Consider the following 14,651-nt stretch of genomic DNA (forward strand, 5'->3'; position numbering starts at 1 on the left):
GTGAAGGCGAGGGTTCAGTGTCGGTGCTGGCGCGTCACGCCGGCATCGAATTGCGCGACGATCTGCTGCCAGCCGGCACTTTCGAGTGCGGCGTCGGAGAGGTCAGTCGGGGCCGCCAGGGTTTGGCCGGGGTTGAGCCAGATGTCCGGCGCATCGTCGTCAGCGCTCAGGCGCATCAGAAACGAACCGGCCACCGTGGGCACCTGGCTCTGACCGAAGTAGGCCTTGGTCTCGAGCAATTGCCAGGCATGACCGCCACGGCTGACGGAACTGGCATCCTGCGCAAACGGCGCAAAACCTTCATCGGCGAGGACTTCAGGGGTCGGCAGGGATTGCTGTTCCTGGCGCAGCAGATGAATTTCGTCCAGCGTAACCCGCAGGTCGGCGTAGATGCCTTGCTCGGACGCGCTCAGGTCGCGACGGGCATCCAGTTGATGGCTGCCGACACTGCTGACCTCCTGGGACTCTGCGCGCCAGGCGACCACCGAGCCGGCCACCGCCAGGATCAGCAGGCACAACAGCAGCACATAAAGGGTTTCATGACCGGCTCCGGCCGGGCGGACGACGTGGGTGGTTGGCGTACTCATGGGGCCTCGATGTCCGCTTGGTCGATCTCGACGACGTGACCGGGACCGGCGTCGAACAGCACGTAGAACTCGGCGCCGGGCTTCTTGAAGGTCAGGGTCGAATCGGCACCGAGCTTGCCCGGTACCAGGATGGTTTCGTCGTAGCCGATCACGTCCAGGGTCACGCCCGGCGCGCCGCTGCCATCGGAAAAACCGCCGGTGCACTGGATCTGCTCGGCGTCGATGGCCTTGCACTCGCACATCGGGTTGTGGGCCAGGACGCTGGTGCTGAAACCGGCGCAAAGCACCAGCAACGCGGCGCTCAGAGGACGGATAACAGTGATCATGGTTTGCCTCCTTGTTGGTTCAGCCAGGCGAGGGTGGCCGGGGAGGCCTGGCTCAGCGGAATGGATGCCTGATGCATGCTGCCGTCCCAGCCTTCCATGGTGATCCACAGCTCGGCGTCGGCCTTGGTCTTCTCGGGGATCGGCAGCATCGCCCCCATGCGGTACGGCGTACCGAAGAAAATCACCCCGGCGGCGCGCAGGCTGCGTGGCTTGCCGATGCGCAGGTAAGTCGCCTTGACCTGATCGCGGCAGCTGTCGCACAACGCAGCGTTGAAGTTCTTCATGTAGCCGGCCGGGCCATCGAGCCTCGGTGCTTCATTGCGCAGCTCGGCCAGGCGCAGGCTCCAGGGCCCGACCTGAACCTCACCGACTTCCCGCTCGCCCAGGCCCGTATCACCGCGAAACAGTGCGGCATCGGCGAAGTACTTGGGCATGAACCCCAGTGGCACCAGCAATAGCAGGACGTTGATGTGGAAACGCCATTTGTGCCAGAAACGGCTCAGTTTCGACCCTGGTTTTTCTGCGGCGAACAGGCTCATTGGCTGGCCTCCGTGGCTTCACGGCTGGCGGCCGCAGCAGTCTGGCTGCGCGGGGTTTTGTTGCTGCGCTTGAGGGCGTTGGCCGTGGCCAGGGCGGTGCGCTTGGTCCAGATCAGCAGGCCGCTGAGGACCATCATGCTCAGGATCAGGCCGAAGAAGAACCAGATCAGTTTGATCCAGAGGCCACCGAAATCGCCGGTGTGCAGCGGCCGCATGGATTCGGTGACCAGCTCCAGGCCCGAACGGTCCGACAGCAGGCGGGTCGCGCCGACGTCGCCGGTGTACGGGTTGATTTCGGCGGTCTGGAACATCAGCGGGTACCAACTGCGACCGCCCACCGACAGGTAGCTGTAGGCATTGGCGGGCAGGCTGACGAAACTGTCTTCCAACCCTGGAATGCTGGCCTTGGCCTGCGCAATCGCGGCCTCCAGGCTGATCATCGGTGCCGGCGCGCCATCGGCGGTCATCGGCACGCTCTCGCGCGGCACCACCAGCGCCACCGGCGCGGTGGATATCGAAATCTGGTTATCGAACAGGAAGGCTTCGATCAGGAACCATGTGCTGGTGACGGAAATCACCGCGATGAACCAGATCGACCAGATGCCGCTGAGGCGGTGAAAGTCGCCCCAGAAGATCCGGGCGCCATGACGAATGCGCAGGGTCGGTCGGAAAAAGCCTTTCCAGAACCGCTTGTAGACCACCAGCCCGGTGACCAGGGATGCGAGCAACGGCAGGCTGAGGAACGACACCAGGTACCAGCCCCAGCTGTAACCGTTGGTGAACGGCACCAGCCACCAGCCATGCAGGGCACGGGTAAAGGCCTGGAAATTGAACTGCGGGGCCGTGCCTTGGATCACACCGGTGTACGGGTTGACGTAGACCGTCACCGAGCGACCGTCGGGGTAGCTGACCTCCACGTCGAGGGCGAAGTGCGATTCGTCGGGCCGACTGATGGCCTCGACCAGGGTATTGGGTTCGGCCTTCTTGATGGCGGCGATGATCTGGTCATAGCTGAGCAGCGGCGCATCGTCCGAAGGCTGGCTGGCGCGCATCTGCGGGTTGGCCAGCCAGACGATTTCCTGGCTGACCACCGCCAGGGTGCCGGTCACGCAGACGATCAGCACGAAAACCCAGATCGGCAAGGCCAGCCAGCTATGCACCAGAAACCAAAGTTTTGAGCGGGATTTCTTCGACATGATTAAAGGTCTTGTTTCGATGGGAGGGTCTCTGCTGCGGGCTTCCCAGCGTTGAGGTCGATGAAGGCCCGGCCGTGGCTTTTGTCTGCACGGCCTGACTGCATCTATATAAGACGAATGAGAATCGGAAATCCCGAAGGGGGATATGAAAGAAAATGTTTCGTGTTTCGCGAAAACTGATTTTCTTTGGAAGGGACGCCCCCGCGCCGGTCGATGATGGCCAGTGCGGGGAAGATTCAGGCCGAAGATTTCAACCCTGCTGGAACATCTCCTTGGCCCGCTGCTCAATCTGCTCCTGAGTCAGGTCCTCCTTGTGCGTAGCCAGGAACCACAAATGCCCATAGGGATCTTTCAAGGTCCCCGAACGGTCGCCGTAAAACTGATCCTTGACCTCGGACACCACCGTGCCGCCTGCCGCAATCGCCTGTTTAAAGGACGCGTCCACATCGTTCACGTACAGATGCAGCCCCACGGAAGACGAGGTGTCCGGATTGCTCAGCGGCCCTTGATCGCAAGGCGTGCCCAGCATGATCGGGCAATCGCCGATACGCAGTTCGGCGTGGCCGATGCCACCATCCGGCATGGACAGGCGCATGACTTCGGTGGCGCCAAAGGCTTTCTTGTAGAACTCGATGGCTTCGGCAGCTTTTTGAATGCCCAGATACGGGGTAATGCTGTGATAACCCTCTGGAATGGGTTTGACGCTCATGACGGTTCTCCCTTTTTGTTGTGAGTTGACGAGGTTCGTCGGTCTCCGGCCGAACGTGTAGAAGCTGCCGGAGGCTGCGATCTCTTGATTTTGATCTTTAAAAGTCGTCAAGTTCACAAAAATCGCAACCTGCGGCAGCGCCCAAGCCCGCGATGGCCGCACCGCTATTTGGAACCTGGCCCCGACTCCAGGAGCTGCGCCCCAGGACCCCGTTCCCCCAACACGTCACCAAAATTACGCAACGGACACGCCTCCATCGACAAACACCCACACCCTATGCAGCCGTTCAGCTTGTCCCGCAGCAATGTCAGTTGGTTGATCCGCTCATCCAGATCCCGACTCCATTTTGCCGACAATTGCTTCCAGTCCGCCGCCGTCGGCGCCCGGCTGTCCGGTAGGGACTTCAAGGCCTGGCCGATCTCCGCCAACGGAATCCCCAGCCGCTGCGCCACTTTGATCAACGCCACTCGCCGCAATACTTCCCGTGGATAACGCCGCTGATTCCCCTGATTGCGATTGCTTTTGATCAGCCCCCTGGATTCATAAAAGTGCAGGGCGGTGACGGCCACGCCGCTGCGCGCCGCCACTTGGCCGACCGTGAGCTCTTTATGCAGATGTTCCGAGCTGATCATTTAAAAATGCCCCTTGACCTCGAGTTAACTAGAGGTTTTACCCTGCAGGCCTTCGGATCGCAAGATCCGTCTTACAGGTGAGCGGGGACTATTCATGCAGGCGCTAGAGAAAAATCGCAGCTTCACTCAACTGATCGAATTCGAGATCGAACCCCATCAGCAACCGGCACTGGTATCGGCGCTGTCGGCCCAAACCGAACGCCTGGCCCAGTGCTACTCAGGGTTTCTGAGCGCCAGTATCCAGGCCAGCGACGACGGTCGGCGGGTACTCAATTATCTGCAATGGCAATCCCGCGAGGCCGGGGAAGCCGCGCTTCAGGGGTTTGAAAGCGGCGAACAGGATTTCTGGCAGCTGATTCGCGCTCATCAGGCGAAAACCGTGACGTTCGGCTCGTTCCAGGTGCTGCACAGCCTGGAGCGCAGCCATGACAATGCGCTGCACTGCAATCTGGTGGGTTAGATCAAGCAGAATTTCCGTATGTCGACGGACAACTGTAGGAGCTGACGAGTGAAAAGAGGCTGCGATCTTTTGATCTTGATCTTTTTAAAATCAAAAGATCGCAGCCTCGTTTCACTCGTCAGCTCCTACGGGGCCGGGACCGCGTCAGGACGATTTTTCAATGTTAGCCAAATCCAATACCCACTATCGAGAGTGTTGATTTCTGCCCATCCAAAGGCGCGAGTAGCCTGTGTTCATTGCCGAACCCAGATGCCAGGACGCCAGACCATGAAACACCTACTCGCCACTTTCCTTCTGCTTGCCGCCTCCGTCCTTGCCGGATGTGCCAGCCACGGTTCCCCGGAACTGCGGCCCTACACCGCTGAAGAAAGCAAGGAACTGGCGCTGGAAGCATTGAATCGTCGTGGCTTGTCTTTCGATGAATACCACGCCAAAAAAGCCGAACTGCTCGGCGAGCCACGGAAGTCGTTCAGCTTCGACAAACAAGGCGAAATGAGCGCCGAGCGTGCAGTACAACTCCACGGTCGCCCGAGCTGAGCGACTGTACTGCTCGAAGTTTCACCCAACTGTCCGTGGGTTTCGCGCAAGCGGTGCGATAGGGTCAATACCTGACTGAACCTGATGGACTGCCACCGATGACGCTCTCGCTCGATCTGCTGCTGGGCTTCGCCCTGTTTGCCCTGGTCACCTCGATCACCCCAGGCCCGAACAACACCATGTTGCTGGCATCGGGCGTGAACTTCGGCTTTAATCGCACCATCCCCCATATGCTTGGCATCACCTGCGGTTTCTTCGTATTGGTCGTGGCCGTGGGGTTCGGCCTGGGCGCGGTGTTTCAAACCTATCCAGTGCTCTACACCGTGCTGCGTTACATCGGTGCTGCGTATTTGCTGTACCTGGCGTGGAAAATCGCTCATTCCGGCCCCGTCTCGGACGCCGGGCAGAGCGACGCCAAGCCGATCAGCTACCTGGGTGCGGCGGCGTTTCAATGGGTCAACCCCAAGGCCTGGATCATGGCGATCGGTGCCATCAGCACTTACACGCCCCTGCAGGGCTATTTCACCAATGTGATCGTGATTGCCGCGGTCTTTGCTTTGATCAACTTGCCGAGCGTCGGTGTCTGGGCCGCTTGCGGCACGCTGTTGCGCAACGTGCTGAAGGATCGCCGCTGGTTGCGCCTGTTCAATTGGGGCATGGCCGCGCTGCTGGTGGCTTCGCTGTATCCGATTTTGCTCGAAAGCTTTCACTGAGGCATTGCTACAACCGGTTGGCCGATGCCTGTTAAGCTCGACTTCAGGAGCGTTCCTACGCACTTTTAAATGAAGTTGTTCTTCTTTAACGGCCTCCGATCAGGTATTTCTAAGGTTCCGGACGATCGGCGCAGCTCACGAGGCTGCGCCTTGACCCTTCGGTAACGAGCTTCCTGATCCCGGAACACGCTCTGCGAGTCTTCTATGAATAAACGTCCACTGTATTTCGACTACGCCGCCACCACGCCGGTGGATGAGCGGGTCATCCAGGTCATGATCGAATGTCTGGGTTTCAACGGCAATTTCGGCAACCCGGCCTCCAGCTCCCATGCGTTCGGCCAGCAGGCCCGGCAATCGGTCGAGCAGGCACGGCATCAGGTGGCGGAGCTGGTCGGTGCCCGGGCGGAGCAGATCGTCTGGACCTCCGGCGCCACCGAATCGAACAATCTTGCCCTCAAGGGCGTGGCCCAGGCTCGCGGCGTTGGCGGCGGCCACATCATCACCAGCCAGATCGAACACAAGGCGATCCTCGATACGGCGAAACAATTGCAGGACGCCGGTATTGCCGTGACGTATCTGGTGCCTGACGCCGAAGGCCTGATTACCCCGCAAGCCGTCAGCGAAGCGATGCGCGAGGACACCTTCCTGGTCTCGCTGATGCTGGTCAACAACGAACTGGGCACCGTCAATGACATACCGGCCATTGGCCGGGTCGTGCGTGATCGTGATGCGTTGTTCCATGTCGACGCGGCTCAGGGCGCGGGCAAGGTGGCAATCGACCTGGCCGAATGGCCGGTGGACCTGATGTCGTTTTCCGCCCACAAGATTTATGGCCCCAAGGGCATCGGTGCGTTGTACGTCGGCCCGCGCGCGCAGCCGCGCTTGCAGGCGCAGATCCACGGCGGCGGTCACGAAGGTGGCTTGCGTTCCGGAACGCTGGCGACTCACCAGATCGCGGCCATGGGCGCGGCCTTCGCGTTGGCGGGGCAATTGTTCGAGGATGAGAAAGCCGTGATCGAGAATTTGCGTGAACGCCTGCTCGAGCCGCTGCTGGGCATTCCTGGCGTTCGCCTCAATGGCAGCCCGACCCGACGCATTCCCCATACCCTGAGCCTGACATTCAACGAAGGCGAGTTCAGCTCTGCGGCGTTGAGCACCTCGATCGCCTTTTCCGCGACCTCGGCCTGTAACTCCGCGAGCAATGCGCCCTCCCATGTGCTGCTGGCCCTGGGACATGACGCCCGCTCGGCGAGCCGTACCATCCGCTTGAGCCTGGGACGTTTCACCACCGAGCAGGACATCGATCAAGCGGTACACCTGATCAAATCGGCCTGCACCAGTGCTCCGGCATTCTGGGCGACAGGGCCATAAAGCGCCGGCTTCGATCGGCACTCAACAATAATGATGCAGTGGTTAGCAGGAGACACGATGAGTACGCAGCCTTCGATCAATGGATCGGTGCCCGAGCGCCTGGCGCACACCCGCGAGCTGATGAGCCGGGAGGGCATTCACGCTCTGCTGGTGCCGTCGGCCGACCCGCACCTGTCGGAATACCTGCCGGGCTATTGGCAAGGGCGGCAATGGTTGTCGGGCTTTCATGGCTCGGTCGGCACACTGATCGTGACCCAGGACTTTGCCGGCGTCTGGGCTGACAGCCGTTACTGGGAACAAGCGAGCAAGGAACTCCAGGGCAGCGGGATCGAACTGGTCAAGCTGCAACCGGGGCAACCCGGTCCGTTGGACTGGCTGGCCGAGCAAACCCCTGAAGGCGGCGTCGTCGCGGTGGATGGTGCAGTGATGGCCGTGGCCTCGGCGCGTACCCTGGGCGGCAAGCTTGAAGAGCGCGGCGCACGCCTGCGTACCGACATCGATCTGTTGAGCGAAGTCTGGAGCGACCGCCCGAACCTGCCGAACGAGCCGATCTATCAACACTTGCCGCCGCAGGCGACTGTCAGCCGCGGCGAGAAGCTCGCCAAGCTGCGCGAAGTATTGAAGGCGCGCGGTGCCGACTGGCATTTCATCGCCACCCTCGATGACATCGCCTGGCTGTTCAACCTGCGCGGCGGCGATGTGTCGTTCAACCCGGTGTTCGTCTCCTTCGCCTTGATCAGCCAGCAGCAAGCCACCTTGTTCATTGCCCTGAGTAAAGTCGATAGCGAACTGCGCGCAGTCCTCGAACAGGACGGCGTGACCCTGCGCGATTACAGCGAAGTGGCCGACGCCTTGCGAGCCGTGCCGAGCGGCGCCAGCCTGCAAGTCGATCCGGCGCGGGTGACGGCGGGTTTGCTGGATAACCTCAACAGCGGGGTGAAACTGGTCGAGGGCCTGAACCCGACGACATTGGCCAAGTCGCAGAAAAGCCTGGCCGATGCCGGGCACATTCGTCAGGCGATGGAGCAGGACGGCGCGGCATTGTGCGAATTCTTCGCCTGGCTGGAGTCGGCATGGGGCCGTGAGCGCATCACCGAACTGACCATCGACGAACACCTGACGGCCGCGCGTACCCGACGCCCGGGTTATGTGTCCCTGAGCTTCAACACCATTGCCGCGTTCAACGCCAATGGCGCGATGCCGCATTACCACGCCACCGAAGAAGAGCACGCGGTGATCGAGGGCGACGGTCTGTTGCTGATCGACTCCGGCGGCCAATACCTGGGCGGCACCACCGACATCACGCGGATGGTCCCGGTCGGTACGCCGACGGATGAGCAGAAACGCGATTGCACGCGGGTACTCAAAGGCGTGATTGCCTTGTCCCGGGCACAATTTCCGAAAGGCATCCTGTCGCCATTGCTGGATGCCATCGCTCGTGCGCCGATCTGGGCCGACAGCGTCGACTACGGTCACGGCACCGGTCATGGCGTCGGCTACTTCCTCAACGTGCACGAAGGTCCGCAGGTCATCGCCTATCAGGCGGCAGCCGCGCCGCAAACGGCAATGCAGCCAGGCATGATCACGTCCATCGAACCGGGTACTTACCGTCCGGGCCGCTGGGGCGTGCGGATCGAGAACCTGGTATTGAACCGCGAGGCGGGCAAGAGCGAATTCGGTGAGTTCCTGAAATTCGAGACCCTGACCCTGTGCCCGATCGACACTCGCTGCCTGGAGCCGTCGTTGCTGACCGAAGCTGAAAAACAGTGGTTCAACGCTTACCACGCCGAGGTGCGCGAACGCCTGAGCCCGTTGCTCGACGGTGCAGCTCGGGAGTGGTTAAACACCCGAACCGCCGCTATCTGATCGGCATGAGTCCAGGCGCTGTTGCCAGCGCCTGGCTCATTTCGTCGAGATCCGACTCAGGGCTTCAAGCACGAACTCCAGCCGATCCTGGCCAAAGAACAACTCATCGCCGACAAACATGCTCGGTGCGCCGAATACACCCCGGAGCACCGCTTTCTCGGTGTTGTCCTTGAGTGCGGCTTTGACTTGCTCATCGGTGATCAGGGCCAGTACTTCATCCGGATCGAAGCCGTTCTGGGTCAGCACCGACGCGACCGTCGCCAGGTCATCGAGGCTGCGGCCTTCAACCCAGAGGGCGTGGAACAGGCAGTCGATGAACGCCTGAAAGCGTTCCGGATGGCGCAACTGCATGCCCGTGACGGCGCGCATGAGCATCAGGGTGTTGATGGGAAAGTGCGGGTTGAACTTCAGTGGCACGCCGTAGCGCCGGGCATAGCGGTCCAGGTCTTGAAACATGTAGCGGCCCTTGGCCGGGATGGTTGCCGGGGAGGCGTTGCCGGTGGCTTTGAAGACGCCACCCAGCAGGATCGGCACGTAGATCAGGCGACTGTCAGTCTGTTCGCAGATCTTTGGCAGTTGGGTATAGGCCAGGTAGGTCGCGGGGCTGCCGAGGTCGAAAAAGAACTCCAGGGTTTTGCTCATGGTCGATGTGCTCTGCTTATTGTTGTAGGGGAGGGCTTACCAACGCTCATTCCACGGACGCAGGTCCAGTTCGAAGGTCCAGGCGTCCCGGGGCTGGCTGTGCAGGTACCAATAGTTCTCGGCGATGTGCTCGGGGTTGAGGATGCCGTCCTGCTCCTTGGTCGCGTATTTCTCCGGAAAGCTGTCACGGATGAAGTCCGTATCGATGGCGCCGTCGACGACGACATGGGCCACGTGAATATTCATCGGGCCCAGTTCCCGGGCCATGCTTTGGGCCAGCGCGCGAATCCCGTGTTTGGCGCCGGCAAAGGCCGCAAACCCTGCCGCACCGCGCAAGCCGGCGGTGGCGCCGGTGAACAGGATGGTGCCGCGTTGACGCTTGGCCATGCGCTTGGCCACTTCACGGCCGTTGAGAAACCCTGAGAAACAGGCCATTTCCCAGATCTTGAAATACTTGCGGGCGGTTTCTTCGAGAATGCTGCACGGCACATTGGCGCCGATGTTGAAGACGAACGCTTCGATAGGCCCGATCTCGGTTTCGATCTGTTCGACCAGCGCAATCACCTCTTCTTCCTTGCGCGCATCGCAGGCGAATCCGTGGGCTTGTGCGCCACTGGCCTGGATGGCCTCCACCAGTGGCTGGAGTTTGTCCGCGCTGCGCCGAGTGACACAGGCCACAAAACCTTCCCGGGCAAAACGCTTGGCGATGGCACCGCCAGTGGCATCCCCTGCGCCGACAACCAGTACGACCTTCTTATTGTTCATGGGTAGATCCCTTTGGATAAACGATCGTTAACTAAACGAACGTTATGCTACGATTCGGCAGGCGTCAAGTCGATCAACTCTGAGGGCAAGGCAATGCGTTACTCGGCCAGTCACAAGCAGGAAACCAAAGAGAAGCTGCTGCAAAGCAGTGCGGAGTCGGCCAAGCAATCCGGTTTTGCAACGGTAGGTGTCGACGGCTTGATGAAAGCGATCGGCTTGAGTGGCGGGGCTTTTTACAGCCATTTTTCGTCGAAGGATGAACTGTTCGCGTCAATCGTCGAGCGCGAGTTGAGCCAAAGTCTGACTCGGCTGGGGGCTGACCAGGACCGGGGCAAGCTTGAGCGTTGCCTGAAGCATTACCTGACCATGGCCCATGTCGAGCATCCGGGAGCCGGCTGTGCGTTACCGGCCCTGGGCGCGGAGATTGCCCGTTCGGACATCACGATTCGCCAGCAGGCTGAGCATTGGATTTGTCGGCTGCAGGAGAGTTGGGCGCAGGTCCTGGAGAGTGACAGCCTGGCCTGGGCGATACTGTCGCAATGCATCGGTGCGTTGGTCGTGGCGCGGATGTTGGCCACTCCAGACCTGCAGCGCAGGGTGCTGAAGTCCAGTCATGAAGAGATTGGCCGCCAGATCGCAGGTCCGCGAACCTGACCAGACGGCCTATTTGCAGATGACGATCATGCTGCGGCTGGTGTAGCCGGCAGGATTGAGACCAAATGGATAATCGCCGGGTTCTTCCACCGAGTCCCCCGACTTGGCGATGACCTTGTAACCCTTGGGCGCACATGAGTTTGCAGCGCTGGTGTAGCATTTGTCCCAGGAAGACGACAGTCCGGAACAGTTGATATGCAGCCCTTTCTTGCCATGTTTGATCGTGGGTTTCGACGTCGCCGCGCAGCCCGCAACCGCCAGCACGGCGATCAGAATCAAAATTCGTTTCATTACTATCCTTATAGCGTCCCCGGATCTTGATGCCCGGGTCTTGCCGTATTCGCTTGCGCTGGAAGCGTCTCCGATGTCCCTGTCCTTGAAAATCCATGTCTGGCACCGCGTTGCGGGTCTAAACATGGCCTAATTGCGCGATAAATACCAGACCCTCGTTAAAAATCTGATATCAATCCGCCACGATTGCGGGCTTGGCGGCGTTGCCCATGGTCATGGTTGCACCGACGGATGCCAGAATGATGCACAGGATAGCCATCCATTGTGACAGCGAGAGGTATTCCTGAAGGAACAACAGGCCGGACAATGCGCCGAACGCAGGTTCAATGCTCATCAGCGTGCCAAAGGTCCGGGCCGGCATGCGGGTGAGGGCGACCATCTCCAATGTGTAGGGCACTGCGGTGGACAGCAGGGCGACACCAATGGCAATGGGGATCAGCGACGGAGTCAGCAGGGCGGCGCCCGCATGGGCGATGCCGATCGGGGCGACGAACAGTGCGGCAATCATCACTCCCAATGCTGCGGTCTGCACGCCATTGTCGGCACCGGCTTTTTGCCCGAACAGGATATACACCGCCCAGCAGACACCCGCCCCCAACGCATATCCGGCACCTGCCAGGTCGATACTGGCGGAGGCGGCTCCAGTCGGTATCAACAGCATCAGGCCGACGGCAGCCAGGGCGATCCAGACAAAATCGATGGCGCGGCGCGAGGCATAGATGGCAACCGCCAGGGGGCCGGTGAACTCCAGTGCCACCGCGATGCCCAGGGGCACGGTGCGCAAGGACATATAGAAGAGGAGGTTCATGCCACCCAGCGCCATGCCGTAGACAATCACTGTGCGCAGGGATTTCGCCGTGAATGTCGCCCGCCATGGGCGCAGAATGAGCAGCATGATCACGCTGGCAAAAACCAGGCGCAGGGTGGTGGTCCCTTGAGCGCCCACAACGGGAAACATGCTTTTGGCCAGGGACGCTCCAGACTGGATCGATGCCATGGCTATTAATAGCAGGCCCACCGAGAACAGGGTCGAGGCAAGGCTGCGGGGCTGGTCATTCATTGCGTGGCATCGTCCGAGGTAGGAAACGAGAGTGTAGTGCTGATTGTTGGGCAATATACTGCGCATTCGTTGCAGGCGCGTCTATATATACACGGTGTTTTTGACGATCTTGATAGAAATGCCTGATCAGGGGTTGACGGCAGATTCTGGAAGTCTATAATTCGCCCCACTTCCGGCGCAGTCGAAACGGAAAACTCCTTGGTAAACAAAGAGTTACGCAGTTTTCGGCAGCGAGTTGCTTCAGTTCATCGAAGCCCAGAAGGAGTTGAAAGAGCGGTGATGTTTGGCTCTTTTAGCGGTTCGATCTTCTCGGTCGAAAGCGGAGAAAAAGAGGTGTTGACAGCAGCGAGTAACGCTGTAGAATTCGCCTCCCGCTGACGAGAGATCGGAAGCGCAAGTGGTTGAAGTTGTTGAGGATTTCCAAGCGAAACTTTGAAAACTTCTGAAAATAACCGCTTGACAGCAGCAGAGGAAAGCGTAGAATGCGCGCCTCGGTTGAGACGAAAGTTCTTAACCAACCGCTCTTTAACAACTGAATCAAGCAATTCGTGTGGGTGCTTGTGGAGTCAGACTGATAGTCAACAAGATTATCAGCATCACAAGTTACTCCGCGAGAAATCAAAGATGTAACCAACGATTGCTGAGCCAAGTTTAGGGTTTCTTAAAAACCCAAAGATGTTTGAACTGAAGAGTTTGATCATGGCTCAGATTGAACGCTGGCGGCAGGCCTAACACATGCAAGTCGAGCGGTAGAGAGAAGCTTGCTTCTCTTGAGAGCGGCGGACGGGTGAGTAATGCCTAGGAATCTGCCTGGTAGTGGGGGATAACGCTCGGAAACGGACGCTAATACCGCATACGTCCTACGGGAGAAAGCAGGGGACCTTCGGGCCTTGCGCTATCAGATGAGCCTAGGTCGGATTAGCTAGTTGGTGAGGTAATGGCTCACCAAGGCGACGATCCGTAACTGGTCTGAGAGGATGATCAGTCACACTGGAACTGAGACACGGTCCAGACTCCTACGGGAGGCAGCAGTGGGGAATATTGGACAATGGGCGAAAGCCTGATCCAGCCATGCCGCGTGTGTGAAGAAGGTCTTCGGATTGTAAAGCACTTTAAGTTGGGAGGAAGGGCAGTTACCTAATACGTTGCTGTCTTGACGTTACCGACAGAATAAGCACCGGCTAACTCTGTGCCAGCAGCCGCGGTAATACAGAGGGTGCAAGCGTTAATCGGAATTACTGGGCGTAAAGCGCGCGTAGGTGGTTTGTTAAGTTGGATGTGAAATCCCCGGGCTCAACCTGGGAACTGCATTCAAAACTGACAAGCTAGAGTATGGTAGAGGGTGGTGGAATTTCCTGTGTAGCGGTGAAATGCGTAGATATAGGAAGGAACACCAGTGGCGAAGGCGACCACCTGGACTGATACTGACACTGAGGTGCGAAAGCGTGGGGAGCAAACAGGATTAGATACCCTGGTAGTCCACGCCGTAAACGATGTCAACTAGCCGTTGGGAGCCTTGAGCTCTTAGTGGCGCAGCTAACGCATTAAGTTGACCGCCTGGGGAGTACGGCCGCAAGGTTAAAACTCAAATGAATTGACGGGGGCCCGCACAAGCGGTGGAGCATGTGGTTTAATTCGAAGCAACGCGAAGAACCTTACCAGGCCTTGACATCCAATGAACTTTCCAGAGATGGATTGGTGCCTTCGGGAACATTGAGACAGGTGCTGCATGGCTGTCGTCAGCTCGTGTCGTGAGATGTTGGGTTAAGTCCCGTAACGAGCGCAACCCTTGTCCTTAGTTACCAGCACGTAATGGTGGGCACTCTAAGGAGACTGCCGGTGACAAACCGGAGGAAGGTGGGGATGACGTCAAGTCATCATGGCCCTTACGGCCTGGGCTACACACGTGCTACAATGGTCGGTACAGAGGGTTGCCAAGCCGCGAGGTGGAGCTAATCCCAGAAAACCGATCGTAGTCCGGATCGCAGTCTGCAACTCGACTGCGTGAAGTCGGAATCGCTAGTAATCGCGAATCAGAATGTCGCGGTGAATACGTTCCCGGGCCTTGTACACACCGCCCGTCACACCATGGGAGTGGGTTGCACCAGAAGTAGCTAGTCTAACCTTCGGGAGGACGGTTACCACGGTGTGATTCATGACTGGGGTGAAGTCGTAACAAGGTAGCCGTAGGGGAACCTGCGGCTGGATCACCTCCTTAATCGACGACATCAGCTGCTCCATAAGTTCCCACACGAATTGCTTGATTCATTGAAGAAGACGATTTAGAAGCAGCCCGTAATCAG

Annotated in this window: 17 protein-coding genes and 1 rRNA gene; 7 read left to right on the forward strand and 11 right to left on the reverse strand. The window is 59.2% G+C overall.

All coding sequences use genetic code 11. The features are described from left to right. Positions 1–14 precede the first annotated feature (14 nt). The 6 genes from ACA062_RS07390 to soxR form a co-directional block, all read right to left on the reverse strand. Complete coding sequence (locus ACA062_RS07390; RefSeq protein WP_497455817.1) at positions 15–587, reverse strand: DUF6162 family protein; 573 nt, start codon at positions 585–587, stop codon at positions 15–17. Beyond that, positions 584–913, reverse strand: a complete 330-nt coding sequence (locus tag ACA062_RS07395; RefSeq protein WP_497455818.1) for a hypothetical protein — start codon at positions 911–913, stop codon at positions 584–586. Before ACA062_RS07395 ends, ACA062_RS07390 begins: the two co-directional genes overlap by 4 nt. Further along, positions 910–1,452, reverse strand: coding sequence for a PA2404 family protein (locus ACA062_RS07400; RefSeq protein WP_064676538.1), 543 nt, complete (start codon positions 1,450–1,452; stop codon positions 910–912). Before ACA062_RS07400 ends, ACA062_RS07395 begins: the two co-directional genes overlap by 4 nt. Continuing rightward, entirely contained in the window at positions 1,449–2,648 is a 1,200-nt protein-coding gene (locus ACA062_RS07405; RefSeq protein ID WP_497455819.1) for a PepSY-associated TM helix domain-containing protein, read from the reverse strand. The genes ACA062_RS07400 and ACA062_RS07405 overlap by 4 nt, the downstream gene beginning before the upstream one ends. 250 nt (positions 2,649–2,898) lie before the next feature. Beyond that, on the reverse strand, positions 2,899–3,357 hold the full coding sequence (locus ACA062_RS07410) for a VOC family protein (protein ID WP_497455820.1): 459 nt from the start codon (positions 3,355–3,357) through the stop codon (positions 2,899–2,901). Between the two features lie 164 nt (positions 3,358–3,521). Continuing rightward, positions 3,522–3,989 (reverse strand): redox-sensitive transcriptional activator SoxR, encoded by a 468-nt coding sequence (soxR, locus tag ACA062_RS07415; protein ID WP_497455821.1) that lies wholly within the window; start codon positions 3,987–3,989, stop codon positions 3,522–3,524. Between the two features lie 94 nt (positions 3,990–4,083). On the opposite strand from soxR, the gene ACA062_RS07420 reads away from it, so the two are divergent. The 5 genes from ACA062_RS07420 to ACA062_RS07440 all read left to right on the forward strand — a co-directional run bounded on the left by ACA062_RS07420 (position 4,084) and on the right by ACA062_RS07440 (position 8,936). After that, the gene (locus tag ACA062_RS07420) at positions 4,084–4,449 is read left to right on the forward strand and encodes an antibiotic biosynthesis monooxygenase (RefSeq protein ID WP_497455822.1); all 366 of its coding nucleotides are present in this window, start codon (positions 4,084–4,086) and stop codon (positions 4,447–4,449) included. A gap of 267 nt (positions 4,450–4,716) precedes the next feature. Continuing rightward, positions 4,717–4,986, forward strand: a complete 270-nt coding sequence (locus ACA062_RS07425) for a hypothetical protein (RefSeq protein ID WP_497455823.1) — start codon at positions 4,717–4,719, stop codon at positions 4,984–4,986. A gap of 98 nt (positions 4,987–5,084) precedes the next feature. Further along, complete coding sequence (locus tag ACA062_RS07430; protein WP_497455824.1) at positions 5,085–5,699, forward strand: LysE family translocator; 615 nt, start codon at positions 5,085–5,087, stop codon at positions 5,697–5,699. Positions 5,700–5,903: 204 nt separating this feature from the next. Then, entirely contained in the window at positions 5,904–7,070 is a 1,167-nt protein-coding gene (locus ACA062_RS07435) for a cysteine desulfurase family protein (protein ID WP_497455825.1), read from the forward strand. Between the two features lie 57 nt (positions 7,071–7,127). Next, positions 7,128–8,936, forward strand: coding sequence for an aminopeptidase P family protein (locus tag ACA062_RS07440; protein WP_497455826.1), 1,809 nt, complete (start codon positions 7,128–7,130; stop codon positions 8,934–8,936). A gap of 36 nt (positions 8,937–8,972) precedes the next feature. Here the strand turns inward: ACA062_RS07440 and ACA062_RS07445 are convergent, their stop codons facing one another. Beyond that, positions 8,973–9,578 carry a 2-hydroxychromene-2-carboxylate isomerase gene (locus ACA062_RS07445; protein WP_497455827.1) on the reverse strand — a complete coding sequence of 202 codons (606 nt, stop codon included), beginning with the start codon at positions 9,576–9,578 and terminating at the stop codon, positions 8,973–8,975. A gap of 36 nt (positions 9,579–9,614) precedes the next feature. Continuing rightward, positions 9,615–10,343 carry an SDR family oxidoreductase gene (locus ACA062_RS07450; protein WP_497455828.1) on the reverse strand — a complete coding sequence of 243 codons (729 nt, stop codon included), beginning with the start codon at positions 10,341–10,343 and terminating at the stop codon, positions 9,615–9,617. A gap of 93 nt (positions 10,344–10,436) precedes the next feature. On the opposite strand from ACA062_RS07450, the gene ACA062_RS07455 reads away from it, so the two are divergent. Further along, a complete protein-coding gene (locus tag ACA062_RS07455) occupies positions 10,437–10,997 on the forward strand; it encodes a TetR/AcrR family transcriptional regulator (protein WP_497455829.1) in 561 nt (186 codons plus the stop codon). 9 nt (positions 10,998–11,006) lie between these two features. On the opposite strand, the gene ACA062_RS07460 is transcribed toward ACA062_RS07455, so the two are convergent. The 3 genes from ACA062_RS07460 to ACA062_RS07470 form a co-directional block, all read right to left on the reverse strand. Continuing rightward, positions 11,007–11,288, reverse strand: a complete 282-nt coding sequence (locus ACA062_RS07460) for a hypothetical protein (protein WP_128870961.1) — start codon at positions 11,286–11,288, stop codon at positions 11,007–11,009. 172 nt (positions 11,289–11,460) lie between these two features. Continuing rightward, on the reverse strand, positions 11,461–12,348 hold the full coding sequence (rhtA, locus tag ACA062_RS07465; RefSeq protein ID WP_497455830.1) for a threonine/homoserine exporter RhtA: 888 nt from the start codon (positions 12,346–12,348) through the stop codon (positions 11,461–11,463). 245 nt (positions 12,349–12,593) lie between these two features. Next, positions 12,594–12,893, reverse strand: a complete 300-nt coding sequence (locus tag ACA062_RS07470; RefSeq protein WP_497455302.1) for a hypothetical protein — start codon at positions 12,891–12,893, stop codon at positions 12,594–12,596. Between the two features lie 136 nt (positions 12,894–13,029). Between ACA062_RS07470 and ACA062_RS07475 the strand changes: the two genes are divergently transcribed. Beyond that, positions 13,030–14,566 (forward strand): 16S ribosomal RNA (locus ACA062_RS07475). The last annotated feature ends 85 nt before the right edge of the window (positions 14,567–14,651 follow it).

It is taken from the genome of Pseudomonas sp. LBUM1679 (assembly GCF_059695565.1).